This is a genomic window from Microbacterium sp., from assembly GCF_047606685.1.
In the GTDB taxonomy this organism is placed as follows: Bacteria; Actinomycetota; Actinomycetes; order Actinomycetales; family Microbacteriaceae; genus Microbacterium.
The window spans coordinates 1-14,812 of record NZ_JASGEC010000055.1 but is presented as its reverse complement, the minus strand read 5'-3'; the positions used below and the strand labels follow the sequence as shown (position 1 = coordinate 14,812).

The following is a 14,812-nucleotide window of genomic DNA, read 5'->3' as shown; positions in this document are numbered from 1 at the left end:
TGCGCAAGCTGCCCGAGCCCGCGGCCGCCGGAGCGCCGGCCGCCGCGGCCGCCCGCCCCGTCGCCAAGCAAGCCAAGCCGTCCAAGCCAGGCGGGAAGGCGACGACCGACACCGTTTCGCGCATCGTGGTCACGTCCGGCCCGAAGGCCGGCATGGAGCTGCCGCTCGGCGCCGAGCCCCTCACGATCGGGCGCTCGAGCGAGGCGGGGCTCGTCATCCGCGACGACTACACGTCCACGCAGCACGCGCGACTGCTGCTGTGGGGCGACCAGTGGATGCTGCAAGACCTCGACTCCACCAACGGCACCTGGCACAACGGCCAGCGCGTGAGCTCGCCAGTGCCGGTGGCTGTCGGCGCGCCCATCAAGGTGGGCGCCACGACGTTCGAGCTGCGGAAGTAGCACTCGACGCATGGTCTTCGAGGGCTCGAGCGCCGCGATCTCGCACACCGGCAAGGTCCGCTCCAACAACCAGGACTCCGGCTACGCCGGCTCCAACCTGTTCGTCGTCGCCGACGGCATGGGCGGCCACGCCGGCGGCGACGTCGCGTCGAGCCTTGCCGTCTCGCGCCTGCAGAGCCTCGACCACCCCTTCGAGTCGACTGCCGACGCCGAGCACTCCCTGCAAGACGCGATCACCGATGCCGCGGCCGACCTCATCGACATGGTCGCCGCGCGGCCCGAGCTGGCCGGCATGGGCACGACGGTGTCGGCCCTGATCATGGTCGACGACTACGCGGTCATCGCGCACATCGGCGACTCGCGCATCTACCTGTACCGCGACAAGACCCTCACCCAGATCACGACAGACCACACGTTCGTGCAGCGCCTCGTCGAGTCCGGCCGCATCACGCCGGAGGAGGCGCGCTACCACCCCCGCCGGTCGGTGCTGATGCGCGTGCTCGGCGACATGAGCGCCGACCCCGAAGTCGACACGTTCATCATGCCGACGCAGCCCGGCGACCGCTGGCTGTTGTGCTCGGACGGACTGAGCGGCGTCGTCGACGACGCGCACACCGCGAAGGCGCTGCGCCTCGGGGCGGCGCCAGGGCGCACCGCCGACAACCTGCTCAAGCAAGCGCTCGACAACGGCGCGCCCGACAACGTGACGATCGTCCTGGTCGACGTGGGCGGGCAGCATCCCGTCTTCTCCGGCACGCCCACGATCGTCGGCTCGGCCTCGCACCCGGCCGGCATCGCGGTGCCGACCGCGCGGCGCCCGGGGCGCAGCGGCTGGCTGCACCCCAGCCGCCAAGCGGCGAACGAGCCGACCCACTTCGAGCCGTCGCAAGGGTTCCTCGAGGAGCTCATCGAGGAGGACCACCGGCGCGCCCGCCGGCGCCGCTTCGGTTGGATCATCGGGCTGCTGCTCGCGCTCGCGCTCTTGGTCGGCGGGGCGTTCGCCGCCTACAGCTGGACCCAGACCCGCTTCTTCGTGGGCGCCGACGACGACTCCGTCGTCGTCTACCGCGGCATCCAGCAGAGCATCGGCCCGTTCTCGCTGGCCACCGTCTATGAAGACACCGACGTGCTGCTGGCCGACCTGTCTCAGTTCGAGCGCCAGGCCATCGAGGAGACGATCACCGCTGGCTCGCTCGAAGACGCCCTGGCCATTGTCGACCGCCTGCGCCAGGGGGAGGCGTGATGGCCGCCGAGCTGTCGACCGACACCGCGGTCGTGCGCGCCCTCAAGGGGATCCGGATGCCGCAGAAGCAGCGCAATCGCGAGCTCGCCCTGCTCGTGTTCGCGCTGATCATCAACGGCGCCGCCGTCGCCCTTGTGCAACTGGGCGCGACCGGCATCCTGGATCCGAAGTTCCTCATCTACTGCGGGGGCCCGGCCGCCCTCGCGGTCGCCCTGCACATCCTGCTGCGCCTGCGCGCTCCCCAAGCCGACCCGTTCGTGCTGCCCGTCGCGACGCTGCTCACGGGGCTGGGCATCGCGATGATCTACCGCATCGACGTGCACTTCGGCGCGCACGGGTGGGCAGCCTACTCGACCCGCCAGCTCGCGTGGCTGCTCATCGCCCTGGTCGGCGCGATCCTCGTCGTCTTCTTCCTGAAGAACTACCGCGTGCTGTTCCGGTACACGTACATCTCCGGGCTCGTCGGCCTTGTGCTGCTGGTCTTGCCGATCGTCCCTGGGCTGGGCACGAACGCAAACGCCGACGTATGGGTCTCGCTCGGCATCTTCTCGTTCCAGCCCGGCGAGCTGGCCAAAATCGCGCTCGCGATCTTCTTCGCCGGCTACCTCGTGCGCACGCGCGAGAGCCTCGCCTCGACCGGGACGCGCTTGCTCGGCTTCACCTTCCCGCGCGCGCGGGAGTTCGGCCCGCTGCTGGTGATCTGGCTCGTCTCGATGGGCATCATCGTCATGCAGCGCGACCTCGGCACCGGCCTTCTGCTGTTCGGCATGTTCGTCTCGATGCTCTACGTCGCGACCGGCAAGACCGGGTGGGTGCTCATCGGCGTGGTCCTCGCCGCCAGCGGCGCCTTCCTGGCCTCTCGCGTGCTGCCGTACGTCGGCGCGCGCTTCCAGAACTGGCTCGACCCGTTCAACCCGGACACGATCGACGGCGACAGCATGCAGATGGTCAGCGGCCTGTTCGGCCTGGCCCAGGGCGGGCTCGCCGGCACGGGGCTCGGGCAGGGCCGCCCGTGGCTCACGCCCGTCGCGCAGAGCGACTACATCATTCCGAGCCTCGGCGAGGAGCTCGGCCTGATCGGGCTGTTCGCCATCCTCGCCCTCTACATGGTCTTCACGAGCCGCGGCCTGCGCATCGGGCTCACCGGGCAGGACGACTTCGGCAAGCTGCTGGCCACGGGCCTGGCCGTCACGATCGCGCTGCAGGTGTTCATCATGGTCGGCGGCGTCACGCGCCTCATCCCGCTCACGGGCCTGGCGACCCCGTTCCTCGCAGCCGGCGGCTCGTCGCTGGTCGCGAACTGGATCATCGTCGCGATCCTGCTGCGGATCTCGGATGCCGTGCGCACCCGGCCGAGGGCGGTGATCGGATGACGAAGGAGCTCCGCCGGCTCAGCATCCTCCTGCTGTTCATGTTCATCGCGCTGTTCGCCTCGGTGAGCTGGATCCAGGTCATCGACGCCGGCACACTCGCGGCGAACCCCGCGAACAAGCGCACGCTGTACGACAGCTACGAGGTCCAGCGCGGCGGCATTGTCGCCAGTGGCACGCCGATCGCGACGTCGGTCGCCTCCGACGACGTGTACAGCTGGCAGCGCGAGTACACGGATGCCAAGATGTGGGCGCCGGTGACCGGCTACATCAATCCCGTCCTCAACTCCGCGACCGGCATCGAGCAGGCGATGAACGCGCCGTTGAGCGGCCTGGGCGGATCCCAGTTCTTCGCGCGCCTGGACCGCATCATCAGCGGCAAGCCTCCGCGCGGGTCGAACGTCGTGCTGAGCCTCGACCCCGACGTGCAGGAGGCGGCGTACGACGCCCTCGGCGACCTGCAGGGCGCCGTGGTCGCGATCGAGCCGTCCACGGGGCGCGTGCTCGCGATGGTGTCCACCCCGAGCTACAACACGAACGCGCTCGCCTCGCACGATGTGGAGGACGTGCAGGAGGCGTACGAGCGGCTTGAGGCGAGTTCGCGGCATCCCCTCTACAACCGCGCGATCGGCGGCGACATGAACCCGCCGGCATCCACTTTCAAGCTCATCGTGGCATCCGCCGCATTCGCGTCCGGGGAGTGGACGCCGGATTCGACGCTGCCCAACCCGGCGCGCTGGACGCTGCCCGACTCGACCTCGCAGATCTCGAACTCGGATGGCGGCACGTGCGGATCGGGCGACGAGGTCTCGATCGCGACCGCGCTGCGGCTCAGCTGCAACATCCCGTTCGCGCAGCTCGCGGTCAAGCTCGGCGACGAGGCGATCCGCGCGCAGGCGGAGAAGTACGGATTCAACACCACCTTCACGATGCCGCTCGAGTCGACCCCCTCGTACTACCCGCCCACGCTCGACGACGCGCGCACCGCGCTGTCGGGCTTCGGGCAGGGCGACGTGCGCGCCACACCGCTGCAGATGGCGATGGTCTCGGCGGGCATCGCCAACGGCGGCGTCGTGATGAACCCGATGATGGTCGACCGCGTGGTCGGCACAGACCTGTCGGTGCAGCAGCAGTTCGAGCCGACCGAGTTCAACACCGCGCTGACACCAGACCTGGCGGCGACGATGACCGAGCTGATGGTCGCCAATGTCAGTGACGGCGCCGCCAGCGGTGCAAGAATAGACGGTGTCGACGTTGCCGGTAAGACCGGCACCGGCGAGAACGGAGACACCGCCCCCTACACCCTGTGGTTCACCGGGTTCGCGCCCGCAGACAATCCCCAGGTTGCGGTGGCCGTGGTCGTGGAGGATGGCGGAGGACAAGGCCAGTCGGGCTTCGGCAACACCATCGCCGCCCCGGTAGCAAAGAAAGTCATGGAGGCGGTGCTGAACAGATGAGGCCAACACAAGGCGTGTCTTTCGGCGGTCGCTACGAGCTGCAATCGCGGATCGCGGTCGGCGGCATGGGCGAGGTCTGGGAGGCGACCGACAACGTCATCGGTCGCACGGTTGCCATCAAGATCCTCAAAGACGAGTACATGGGCGATCCCGGGTTCCTCGAGCGGTTCCGCGCCGAGGCGCGCCATGCCGCGCTCGTCAACCACGAGGGCATCGCCAGCGTGTTCGACTACGGCGAGGAGAACGGCTCCGCGTTCCTCGTGATGGAGCTCGTGCCGGGGGAGGCGCTGTCGACGATCCTCGAGCGCGACGGCTCGCTGTCGGCCGACCGGACCCTCGACGTCGTCGCCCAGACCGCCTCCGCCCTGCAGTCGGCGCACGCCGCGGGCCTCGTGCACCGCGACATCAAGCCCGGCAACCTGCTCATCACGCCCGACGGCCGCGTCAAGATCACCGACTTCGGCATCGCCCGCATCGCCGACCAGGTGCCGCTCACGGCCACCGGCCAGGTGATGGGCACCGTGCAGTACTTGTCTCCCGAGCAGGCGTCCGGGCACCCGGCATCCCCGTCCACCGACACGTACTCGCTCGGCATTGTCGCGTACGAGTGCTTGGCCGGCAAGCGCCCGTTCACGGGCGAGTCGCAGGTCGCGATCGCGATGGCGCAGATCAACGAGCAGCCGCCGCCGCTGCCGGCCACCGTGCCGTCGCCGGTGCAGAACCTCGTCATGGCGATGATCGCCAAAAAGCCCGCCGACCGGCCGGCGTCGTCGGCGGCTGTCGCCCGCGCCGCCACCGCGCTGCGCCGTGGCGACGTCGCCGCCGCTGCCGCGGCCGTGCCGGCGGTCGCCACAGGCGATGTCACCGACGACGACGTGACGCAGCTGCTGGGCGCGGGGCTGGGCACCGAGAGCGCGACGCGGATCATGCCGGCCACGACCCCGACGGCGACGGCCACCGCGTCGAAGAAGAAGCGCAAGCGCAGCCCGTGGACGTGGCCGCTCGTCGCGCTCATCGTGCTGCTCGTGCTCGTGCTCGGCGGAACGCTGTGGGCACTGTTCGCGAATCAGGAGTCCAGCCCCGATCCGACAGCGTCCACGACGTCGTCGACCCCGACGCCATCCGCCTCGAGCACGGCGCCCGACGACCGCGTCGATGTCGGCGCGTTAGAACTCGTGGGCATGACCTGCGACGAGGCGCGGCAGCTGCTCGATGACGAAGGCCTCGTCGGCGAGTGCACCGAGGGCAACGCCGCCGAGACCGAGAGCGAGGTCGGCGTCGTGTACTCGGTCGACCAGCTCGGCAAGGTCGAGCCCGGCACCACCATCACGCTCACCGTGTTCGACGACATGGTCGCGATCGGGGCTCCGGAGAACGCGCCGACGGTCTCGGTGGCGGGCACGCTCGTGACCGAAGTCGAAGCCGACTCGACCGCGACCCTCAACTGGAGCAGCTTCACGTGCCCGTCGGGCACCGGTTCGGTCAGCGCGTACACCGTGACCCTCAAGCGCGCGCAGTTCACCGCCGACCAGTCCGGCGAACGCAACTTCGGGCCGGAAGACCTGCAGGCCGACATCCAGATCACCGGCGACGTCGGCTCGCGCGTGACCGCGACCTACACGGCCGAGTGCGGCGGACGCACATCCGACTCGTCGCCGACGATGGACGACGTGTTCATCATCGCGGCGACCGAGACGGACGACGGGGCCGACACCGAAGAGTGACCCCAGCCAAGGGTTCGCCCCGGCGCATCCGTTAGGCTGGCACAGTTCGAGCAAGGGGAGTTCCGTGACCGGTGAGCCGCGTGTGCTGTCTGGCCGCTATCGCGTTGACGAGCTCCTGGGCAGAGGCGGGATGGCGACCGTCTACCGCGGCTACGACCTCACCCTCGGCCGCACGGTAGCGATCAAGATCCTCAAACCCGAGCTCGCCCGCGACAGCGCGTTCCGCACGCGGTTCCGGCTCGAGGCGCAGGCCGCCTCGCGCATGGCGAACCCGACGATCGTGCGCGTGTACGACGCGGGCGAAGACACCGAGCGGGATGCGGATGGCTCGACGCACCCGGTGCCGTTCATCGTGATGGAGCTCGTCAACGGCGCCCTGCTCAAAGACGTGATCGGCGCGGGGCCCGTGCCGATCGAGGATGCCGTCCGGTACGTCGACGGCATCCTCGAAGCCCTCGAGTACTCGCATCGCGCGGGTGTCGTGCACCGCGACATCAAGCCGGGCAACATCATGGTCACCGACGCGCCGGGCGCGCCTGCCGGGTCGCGCGGCCAAGTCAAGGTGATGGACTTCGGCATCGCCCGCGCCGTCTCCGACTCGTCGTCGACAGTCGCCGAGACGACCGCGATCATCGGCACGGCGTCGTACTTCTCGCCCGAGCAGGCCAAGGGCGAGTCGGTCGACGCGCGCGCCGACATCTACTCCACGGGAGTCGTGCTCTACGAGCTGCTCACGGGCCGGCCGCCGTTCCGCGGCGAGTCGCCGGTCGCCGTGGCGTACCAGCACGTGAGCGAGACGCCCGTCGCGCCGTCCGAGGTCAACCCCGACGTGCCGCGGGCACTGGATGCCGTCGTGCTGCGCGCGCTCGCGAAGGACCCGTTCCAGCGCTATCAGGACGCCGCGCAGTTCCGCGAGGCTCTCGATGCCACCGTCGATGGCCGCGAGCCCACGAAGCGCCAGATCGGCGCGATCACGAGCGAGCTGTACGGTCCGAACCCGCGGCAGGCGGCAGAGACTGCGCGCACGCTGCGCCAGTTGAGCACTGACACCACGATGAAGCGCACGCAGACCGGGCCGCCGGTCGCGTGGATCTGGACGAGCGTGGCGCTCATCGCGGTGCTGCTGTTGTCGGTGGTGTACTTCGTCGTGATCATGCGTCCGGGAGGCGGCCTTCCCGCGGGGTCGAGGATCGTGCCGGATGTCACGGACCTGACGTACGAGAAGGCCGCCGAAAAGCTGATCGACGAGGATCTCGTCGCCTACCGCGTGGACCAGCCCGACGGCGAGGTCGAGGAGGGCCGCGTCATCCGCACCGACCCCGCCGCGGGCGAGACCGTCACACCCGAGCAGAAGGTCACGGTGTACGTGTCGGAGGGCACGGAGAAGGCGACGGTGCCGGAGTTGACCGGGATGACGCGGGCCAAGGCGAAGAAGGCGATCTCGCGTGCCGGCCTCAGCGTCGGCTCGATCACCCAGCGCAACGACCCCTCGCTGAAAGAGGGCACCGTGATCTCCGCCGACCCCGCGGACGGCACGGAGGTCGACAAGGGCACGGTCGTCGACCTCGTGGTGGCCACCGGCCGCGTCATCATCACCGACTACCGGGGCTTCACGCTCGATGCCGCCACGCGCGCCCTCGAAAGCGCTGAGTCTCAGTTGGTCGTCGAGGTCGTCGACGACCCGTCGTGCGCGGCGACGGACCCGCCCATCGTGCTCTCGCAGTCGATCGCGCCCGGCGAGGCGGCCGTGCACTCCACCGTGCAGCTCACCATCTGCTCCGGCTGAGCCTGTCGAAGCCTGAGCAGCCCCCTCGGTCGTTGAGCGACCAGGTGTCGCTACCCGACGACCACCTCTTGCGGGTTGATGAACTCGCTCGCCCACGGGAACACGTACCAGAAGAGGCCGTAGAGCACGGCGGCCACGAGCAGCAGCACGATGAGAAGCCGCACCCACCACGGGCCGGGGAGAAGGCGCCACAGAGCCGCGTACATCAGGCCCCCTTCACCGACGCGAGAGACGACGGCTTGCCCGCCGATCGCGGCTGGAACGAGTCGAACACGCCGTACGCGATAACGCGCTCGACGTTGGAGAACCGCGGCGAGCAGCTCGTGAGGGTGATGTAGCGTTCGCTGCTCGGTGTGGACGACTTCTGCGGCACCGGGTCGAGCACGTCGGTCGCGCCCGGCTTCACGTATTCCAGCGTGCGAAACCGGTAGGTGTACCAGCCCTGCTTCGTCTCGATCACAATCGCGTCGCCCACGCGCAGGTCGGCGATCGGGCCGAACGGCGCGCCGTAGGTCGTGCGGTGGGCGGCGAGCGCGAAGTTTCCCTCTTGCCCGGGCATCTGGGTGCCCGGATAGTGGCCGATCATGTTCTTGTCGAGGGTTGTGGCCTTCGTCACCCCGCCCGCGATCGTTCGCTTGTAGTCGTCGCCGAAGCGCGGCACGCGCATCACGGCGAACTTCTTGCCGTCGCGCGGCTGGGGCAGCAGCACCGGCTCGGCTGGCTCGCTCGGCTCGGGGTCGGGGTGCACGGTGGGCTGCTCGCTCTCCCACAGCTCGACGAGCTCTCCGCTGCCGGCGTTGGCCTGGTTGCCGATGATCCAGTCGCCGACCCACATCTGCCACGCCACGTACAGCAGCGCGACGATTCCGGCCGTGATGAGCAGTTCGCCGAGCACGCTCGTCACCGACGCGCGTGCTCGCGGCCGCTGTGCCCGTGTCGTGCCCCCACTCACGTCCCCGAGCCTACCGTCGACGGCTGGGGGCGGGCTGGGGGCGGGTAGACTGGGAGCATGGCACGAGTGAGCAAGGGCGACGAGCCCGTCGTCGACTCCACGCAGAGCGACGCGCCCCCGAACCCGGTCTGGTTCAAGCCCATCATGATCGGCTTCATGCTGCTCGGCTTGGCGTGGATCATCGTCTTCTACCTCAGCCTGCAGGCATTCCCGATCCCGGGCATCGGCGGCTGGAACCTCGTCATCGGCTTCGGCATCGCCTTCATCGGCTTCCTGATGACCACGCGCTGGCGCTAGCCGCATCCCCTCCACCCTCCTTCACTTTCGCAGTTCGCGCGGCGCGCGCCGAAGGTGGCGCGCGACGCCGCATCCCGCCACCCAACCCGACCCGGCACGCCACCTTCGCGCGAGCTGCCGTGGCCGAAGTGGCGCGCGGCGCCGCTTCTCGGCGAGCCATGCGGCATCGCGGGCCACCTTCGTGCGAGCAGGTGTGGGGACTCCGTGCTGAGTGTGGGTGCGGGTGGGAATTACACGCGTGTCATTTCTCCCCATCTGGGGATGGATCTGTGGATAACCCGCATCCACCCGTCACGTGTATACCAGCGGCGGAATGAGCAGCAGCAGGCACAGCGCCACCGCGATGGCCGCCAGCAAGAGCGCGTGGGCGCGCCGCGAGCGGGTGCGCGCGTAGATGAATGCCGTGGCGGCGCCGGCAGCGAGGCCACCGAGATGGGCCTGCCACGAGACGCGAATGGCTTCCAGAGCGCTCGCCAACGAGCCCGACGCGATGCTGCCCACCAATGCCAGGATGAACGGCAGGGCGAAGTTGATCGCAATGATGATCGCGATGCCGCGGATGTTCGCGCCGATGTGGCGGCCGATCACCAGGAGCGCCCCGAACAGTCCGAAGATGCCGCCTGACGCGCCGACAACCCACGTGCCGGGCGCCAGCAGCGCGACGGCCACCGAGCCGCCCAGCACGCTCAGCGCGTAGAGGGCGAGGAAGCGGCCGTGGCCGAGCAGCGGCTCGAGGCTGCGCCCGATCAGCAGCAGCGCGAACATGTTCAACGCCAAGTGCAAGAACCCGCTGTGCGTGAGCATGACGGTGAGCAGCCGCCACGGCTCGAACGGCCCGCCCCACGCCGGCGTCACGAACGCGCTGTTGAAAGCGAGCGCCTGCAGGATCACGTCGCCCACGCCCGGGATCAGCTGCAGCAGGTAAGCCACGCTCGTCACCCCGATCACGCCGTAGGTGGCAAGCGGCCGCGAATCGCGCATCGGCAGCGCGCGCAGCGATGGCGACCGGCGCGCGGCCGTGCGCTGGGCGGATGTCTGCGCTTTCCGCTGCTCGCTCATGCACTCCGGGCAGACCACCCCGACCGGCGCCTGCGTCTGGCACTCCGGGCAAATCGTGCGCAGGCACCGCTGGCACAGCACGAAGCTCTGCCGGTCGGGATGCCGGTAGCAGAAGTTGTCGCGGTTTGCCGCGAACTCTGTCGAGGTCACCGGGGGCTCGGGCTCACCAGGCCGGGCGTCAGACCGCCGCGATGTCGACCGAGTGCAGCACGACCGGCTCGATCGGGCGGTCGCCGGCGGCAGTCGGCACCGCGCTGATCGCGTCGACCACCGCGCGGGAGGCGTCATCGGCGACCTCGCCGAAGATGGTGTGCTTGCCGTTGAGCCACGGCGTCGGGTCGGTCGTGATGAAGAACTGCGAGCCGTTCGTGCCCTCCACCGCGCCGGTGATCGCGTTGCGGCGCAAGCCGGCGTTCGCCATCGCGAGCAGATAGGGCACGCCGAAGTTCAACTCGGGGTGGATCTCGTCGTTGAACGTGTAGCCCGGCCCGCCCGTGCCCTGCCCGAGCGGGTCGCCGCCCTGGATCATGAAGTTCGGGATGATGCGGTGGAACACCACGTCACGGTAGAGCGGACCGTCGCCCGGCTTTCCGGTGGCGGGGTCGGTCCACTCGCCGGTGCCGTCGGCCAGGCCGACGAAGTTCTGCACCGTGCGAGGGGCGTGGTCTCCGAAGAGGTTGACGACGATGTCGCCGTGGTTCGTGTGCAGGGTCGCGACCGCGGAAGGAAGAGGCATGGTCATATTCTTTCAGAGTTCTGCACATCCCCTCCCGCCACCGACGCCGTCTGGCAAGATGGGGGGAACCGTCAACCCCCCAAGGGAGGCCCCCGTGAGCGTCAGCCGAAAGCGCAAGAAGGAACTCCGCAAGTTGCAGAGCCAGGCGACCAAGCTGTGGGAGTCGCAGCAAGTGCTGGTCGACGAAGCTGGCGCGGTGGCCCGCGAGGCCGGAAGGCAGCTCGGCAATTACGGGCGCGAGCAGGTCGCCCCCACGGTGCAGGCGAAGTACGAGCAGTATGCCGCCCCGTACGTCGACCAGGGGGTCAAGGCCTCGAAGCACCTCATCAACGACAAGGTGGTGCCGGCGACCGGCGCGGTGGTCGGATCGGCGCTGTCGGTGTGGGATGCGGCCAACCGCACCCGCCAGCGCCTCGCCTCGGGCCGCACGCCCGTTCCCGTTGCCGCGCCCAAAAAGAGCGTGAGCCCCGGCGGCGTCATCGCCATCGCGCTGGGAGCGGCCGCCGCACTGGGCGTGCTGTACGCGGCGTGGCAGACGCTGCGCGCGGACGACGAGCTGTGGGTCGCCGACGACCCGCTGCGCGCCCCCGAGGCGTGACCCCGGCTGCCGAGGTCGAAGGGCGCGCCGAGGCGCTCGTCGCGCCGCTCGGGTCGACGGTCGCCGACATCTCGCGGGAGCTCGCCGCGGGGTGATCAGGCGAGGCCGGCCATCTCCAGGCCGATGTCGACAAGCGTGACGCGCTGCAGTTCGCGCACCTCGGCGAGCGTGAACCATCCCGCCCGATCGGTCGAGCCGTTCTTCTCGTAACGCAACCGTCCGCCGGTGATCGACGCGCGGTAGACGATGCGCAGGGCGTGCAACGGCTCGGTGCTTCCCTCGGTGATCCTGCGCTTGGCCGGAATCACGCGGGAATGGATGCCGAGGAGCTCGCCGACCCGGGTGCGGTAGCCGGTCTCTTCGCGCACCTCGCGGCGCACCGCCCGCGCAGGGTCCTCACCGGATTCGAGGCCGCCGCCAGGCAGGGTCCAGGCGGCCTTGCGGCCCTCGTTCCAGTGCGCGAGGAGCATGCGGCCGCCATCGTCGATGATGACGGCGTACGCCGCAACGCGCATGTCCATGCGAACACCTTAGCCAGCCCGGTATTGGCTTGCCATGGAAGCGCCCGATAAGCTCCGAACACGAGCACCCGCGAACGCACCGAAGGAGTGGCGATGCGCACTGTCACCTATGTCAGCAACAACACCGTGGAGATCGTCGACAAGCCAATTCCCGAGATCGCGCCGGACGAGGTGCTCGTCAAGATCGCCGGCGCTGGCCTGTGCCATTCCGACCTCCACTTGATCGCGATGGGCGACGACAACCCGCTCATCGGCGGCACGTTGGGCCACGAAGGCTCGGGGTACGTGCACGAAGTCGGCTCGAGCGTCACTGGCTGGAAGGTCGGCGACCCCGTGCTCGTCTCGCTCGTGCTCAGCTGCGGAGAGTGCCGCGAGTGTCTCGCCGGGCGTGACAGCCAGTGCCTCGTCGCGAGCCCGCGAGGCGCCCTCGCCCCCGCCGCCCCCGGGATCGGCACGCCCGGCAACATGGCCGAGTACATCGCCGTGAAGTCGCACCACCTCGACCCCCTGGGCGACCTCGACCCGGTCGACGCCGCGCCGCTCGCCGACGCCGCGCTCACCCCGATGCACGCGATCAACACCGTGCGAGGTTGGCTCACCGGAGACGCGACCGTCGTGCTCATCGGCATCGGCGGCTTGGGGCACATGGGCCTGCAGATCGTCGCGGCGACCTCCGGATCGCGCGTGATCGCCGTCGACACCGACGCCGAGAAGCTGAAGTACGCCGAGTCGCACGGCGCCATCGCGGTGCAGAGCGGGCCGGACGCGGCATCCCAGATCCTCGAGCTCACCGGCGGACGCGGCGCCGACGTCGTGATCGACTTCGTGGGCGTTCAGCCGACCGTCGACCTCTCGCTCGCGGTGATCGCGCAGGGCGGTGCGATTCGATTCGTCGGGCTCGGCGGGGGCGGTTTCGAGTACGTCGCGGGCATCGTCGAGCTGCCGTGGGGCGTCAACATCGAGCGGCCCTACGGCGGCAACCGCTCCGACCAGCGCGAGGCGCTCGCTCTCGCCCAGGCGGGCAAGATCCACGTCGACGTGACGCGCTACCCGCTCGACGACGCGAAGCGCGCGTTCGAGGATCTGCACCACGGCAACATCCAGGGGCGTATCGTCCTCGTGCCGTAGCCGCGCCTCCGTGAGTGCCCCGGGCGGCTCGCCGGTGCGGGCGTGCCGCTACGGTGGGCACGTGCCTCGGGATTCGGTGGTGGTCAAGGTGACCATCGATGCGGCTGCGGAGACGGTCTGGCAGCTGCTCACCGTCGCACGCGCCACGTGGTGGCCAGAGATGACATTCGACCCGCGCGTGGGATCGCCACTCGTCGAGACGTGGATCGAAGAAGATGGGCGGGAGGCGAGCGCGACCGGGGTCGTCACACGGTGCGAGCGGCCGGAGGTGCTCTCGTTCCGCTGGAGCGAGCCGACGTGGGAGCACCCGCTTGACGTCGCCATCCGGCTGGTCGAAACCGGCCAGTCCACCTCGGTGACCCTCGCCGAGACCGGCTTTGCCCGCGCGCGGACGGGGCCTTCGCTGCCGGACGAGCATGAGGAAGGATGGCGCTACCACCTGGCACGGCTGAGGCGCGCGAGCGAAGGGGGTCTCGCGGTGCCGGATGCTTCTCGTGGGCCTTGACTGGGTGGGCCTCCATAGGTGCTTCTCAAACCCCCGAAGGGCCGTCGGTTCGCTCATCCGGTGCCTTCCCGCTGTGTTCACGGAGCGTTCGGCGTCATCCGCGGACACGGGGCCGCTGGGTTGGCGTGCCCGATCGTCGAGAATTCGCGTTAGCGTCAAACCCGTTTGAGTGCCTCGAATCGAGGTCCGGATCGGGGACGATCCAGATTGTCAATCCTCTCCAGGGGAAGGCAGTCCTCGCCGGGCGAGGCGCTCGCGGGCGGCTCGGAGCATGGCTTGGAGGCGCTGTTCGAGTTCCTCCTTGGGTGGCAGAGCGGTCCAGTACTCCGCGACGACGATGCCGTCCTTATGCATCTCCAGGAGTTCGACCTGTTCGCGGCTGGCCTCGGTGCAGAGGATCAGCCCGATCGGCGCTTCCTCGCCGTCGTGACGCTCGTACCGGTCGAGCCACTTCAGGTACAGCTTCATCTGCCCCTCATGTCGGGCGTCGAACTCGCCGATCTTGAGTTCGATGGCGACAAGTCGTCTCAGTGCACGGTGGTAGAGGAGTAGATCGAGGTGGAAATCCTTGTCGTCGATGACCATACGCTTCTGACGCTCGACGAACGCGAACCCGGTGCCGACCTCCAGCAGGAACACCTCCAGGTCCCGCAGGATCGCCGCCTCCAGGTCCGCTTCGGCGTACCCGTCGTGCAGGCCGAGGAAGTCCAGCAGGTAGGGGTCACTGAAGGTGTCAGCCGGCACCATCGACCCCGGGCCGATCTGAGAGTCGGCGATCTCCCGACGCTCGTATGCCTTGCGCCCGATCGCGCTCTTGAGCTCCCTGACAGTGAGCCGACCGGCAGCCACCAGGTTCGCGTAGAACATCCGCGCCGCCTCCGACTTCAGCGGCAAGAGCGCCACGAAGTGCGTCCAGCTCAATTCTCGCGCTAGCGACGCGACAATCTCCGCGTCGGGGAACTGCTGCGCGAACTTGATCATGCGACGTAGGTTCTTCTCCTCGAACCCTCGCCCGAACCGCTCGGTCAATTGTCG

16 protein-coding genes are annotated in these 14,812 nt (G+C 69.2%); 10 read left to right on the top strand and 6 right to left on the bottom strand.

Features of this window, described 5'->3' with window-relative positions:
- From QM611_RS06380 to pknB, 6 genes are all read left to right on the top strand, one after another.
- Positions 1-401 (top strand): FHA domain-containing protein (locus QM611_RS06380; RefSeq protein WP_415079073.1); only part of this gene is annotated, 401 nt, incomplete at its 5' end.
- Positions 402-411: 10 nt separating this feature from the next.
- Positions 412-1,644, top strand: a complete 1,233-nt coding sequence (locus QM611_RS06375; protein ID WP_415079072.1) for a Stp1/IreP family PP2C-type Ser/Thr phosphatase — start codon at positions 412-414, stop codon at positions 1,642-1,644.
- A complete protein-coding gene (locus QM611_RS06370) occupies positions 1,644-3,017 on the top strand; it encodes an FtsW/RodA/SpoVE family cell cycle protein (protein WP_415079071.1) in 1,374 nt (457 codons plus the stop codon). Before QM611_RS06375 ends, QM611_RS06370 begins: the two co-directional genes overlap by 1 nt.
- A complete protein-coding gene (locus QM611_RS06365; protein ID WP_415079070.1) occupies positions 3,014-4,471 on the top strand; it encodes a peptidoglycan D,D-transpeptidase FtsI family protein in 1,458 nt (485 codons plus the stop codon). The genes QM611_RS06370 and QM611_RS06365 overlap by 4 nt, the downstream gene beginning before the upstream one ends.
- A complete protein-coding gene (locus QM611_RS06360; RefSeq protein ID WP_415079069.1) occupies positions 4,468-6,195 on the top strand; it encodes a serine/threonine protein kinase in 1,728 nt (575 codons plus the stop codon). The genes QM611_RS06365 and QM611_RS06360 overlap by 4 nt, the downstream gene beginning before the upstream one ends.
- A 64-nt stretch (positions 6,196-6,259) precedes the next feature.
- Positions 6,260-7,981 carry a Stk1 family PASTA domain-containing Ser/Thr kinase gene (gene pknB / locus QM611_RS06355; RefSeq protein WP_415079068.1) on the top strand — a complete coding sequence of 574 codons (1,722 nt, stop codon included), beginning with the start codon at positions 6,260-6,262 and terminating at the stop codon, positions 7,979-7,981.
- Positions 7,982-8,031: 50 nt separating this feature from the next.
- On the opposite strand, the gene QM611_RS06350 is transcribed toward pknB, so the two are convergent.
- Both QM611_RS06350 and QM611_RS06345 read right to left on the bottom strand, forming a co-directional pair.
- A complete protein-coding gene (locus tag QM611_RS06350) occupies positions 8,032-8,187 on the bottom strand; it encodes a hypothetical protein (RefSeq protein ID WP_415079067.1) in 156 nt (51 codons plus the stop codon).
- The gene (locus tag QM611_RS06345) at positions 8,187-8,933 is read right to left on the bottom strand and encodes a class E sortase (protein ID WP_415079066.1); all 747 of its coding nucleotides are present in this window, start codon (positions 8,931-8,933) and stop codon (positions 8,187-8,189) included. Before QM611_RS06345 ends, QM611_RS06350 begins: the two co-directional genes overlap by 1 nt.
- A 57-nt stretch (positions 8,934-8,990) precedes the next feature.
- Here QM611_RS06345 and QM611_RS06340 point away from each other — a divergent pair, with 57 nt between their 5' ends.
- Positions 8,991-9,230: a cell division protein CrgA gene (locus QM611_RS06340; RefSeq protein ID WP_415079065.1), complete on the top strand. Its 240-nt coding sequence runs from the start codon at positions 8,991-8,993 to the stop codon at positions 9,228-9,230.
- Between the two features lie 291 nt (positions 9,231-9,521).
- Here QM611_RS06340 and QM611_RS06335 read toward each other — a convergent pair whose 3' ends face one another.
- Both QM611_RS06335 and QM611_RS06330 read right to left on the bottom strand, forming a co-directional pair.
- Positions 9,522-10,439, bottom strand: coding sequence for a rhomboid family intramembrane serine protease (locus tag QM611_RS06335; protein WP_415079064.1), 918 nt, complete (start codon positions 10,437-10,439; stop codon positions 9,522-9,524).
- A gap of 28 nt (positions 10,440-10,467) precedes the next feature.
- Positions 10,468-11,025 carry a peptidylprolyl isomerase gene (locus QM611_RS06330; protein WP_415079063.1) on the bottom strand — a complete coding sequence of 186 codons (558 nt, stop codon included), beginning with the start codon at positions 11,023-11,025 and terminating at the stop codon, positions 10,468-10,470.
- 94 nt (positions 11,026-11,119) lie between these two features.
- On the opposite strand from QM611_RS06330, the gene QM611_RS06325 reads away from it, so the two are divergent.
- Complete coding sequence (locus QM611_RS06325) at positions 11,120-11,623, top strand: DNA helicase (protein WP_415079062.1); 504 nt, start codon at positions 11,120-11,122, stop codon at positions 11,621-11,623.
- Between the two features lie 95 nt (positions 11,624-11,718).
- On the opposite strand, the gene QM611_RS06320 is transcribed toward QM611_RS06325, so the two are convergent.
- Entirely contained in the window at positions 11,719-12,144 is a 426-nt protein-coding gene (locus QM611_RS06320) for an NUDIX hydrolase (protein WP_415079061.1), read from the bottom strand.
- A gap of 93 nt (positions 12,145-12,237) precedes the next feature.
- On the opposite strand from QM611_RS06320, the gene QM611_RS06315 reads away from it, so the two are divergent.
- Positions 12,238-13,272 carry an alcohol dehydrogenase catalytic domain-containing protein gene (locus QM611_RS06315; RefSeq protein ID WP_415079060.1) on the top strand — a complete coding sequence of 345 codons (1,035 nt, stop codon included), beginning with the start codon at positions 12,238-12,240 and terminating at the stop codon, positions 13,270-13,272.
- 61 nt (positions 13,273-13,333) lie between these two features.
- Positions 13,334-13,777, top strand: coding sequence for an SRPBCC family protein (locus QM611_RS06310; protein ID WP_415079059.1), 444 nt, complete (start codon positions 13,334-13,336; stop codon positions 13,775-13,777).
- A gap of 210 nt (positions 13,778-13,987) precedes the next feature.
- Here the strand turns inward: QM611_RS06310 and QM611_RS06305 are convergent.
- Positions 13,988-14,812: PDDEXK nuclease domain-containing protein (locus tag QM611_RS06305; protein ID WP_415079058.1), on the bottom strand; the 825-nt coding region annotated here is incomplete at its 5' end.

Coding starts and splice junctions, on each gene's coding strand:
- QM611_RS06350 (WP_415079067.1), bottom strand. CDS start 8,187: ATGTACGCGGCTCTGTGGCGCCTTCTCCCCGGCCCGTGGTGGGTGCGG.
- QM611_RS06365 (WP_415079070.1), top strand. CDS start 3,014: ATGACGAAGGAGCTCCGCCGGCTCAGCATCCTCCTGCTGTTCATGTTC.
- QM611_RS06330 (WP_415079063.1), bottom strand. CDS start 11,025: ATGCCTCTTCCTTCCGCGGTCGCGACCCTGCACACGAACCACGGCGAC.
- QM611_RS06315 (WP_415079060.1), top strand. CDS start 12,238: ATGCGCACTGTCACCTATGTCAGCAACAACACCGTGGAGATCGTCGAC.
- QM611_RS06320 (WP_415079061.1), bottom strand. CDS start 12,144: ATGGACATGCGCGTTGCGGCGTACGCCGTCATCATCGACGATGGCGGC.
- QM611_RS06360 (WP_415079069.1), top strand. CDS start 4,468: ATGAGGCCAACACAAGGCGTGTCTTTCGGCGGTCGCTACGAGCTGCAA.
- QM611_RS06340 (WP_415079065.1), top strand. CDS start 8,991: ATGGCACGAGTGAGCAAGGGCGACGAGCCCGTCGTCGACTCCACGCAG.
- QM611_RS06375 (WP_415079072.1), top strand. CDS start 412: ATGGTCTTCGAGGGCTCGAGCGCCGCGATCTCGCACACCGGCAAGGTC.
- QM611_RS06370 (WP_415079071.1), top strand. CDS start 1,644: ATGGCCGCCGAGCTGTCGACCGACACCGCGGTCGTGCGCGCCCTCAAG.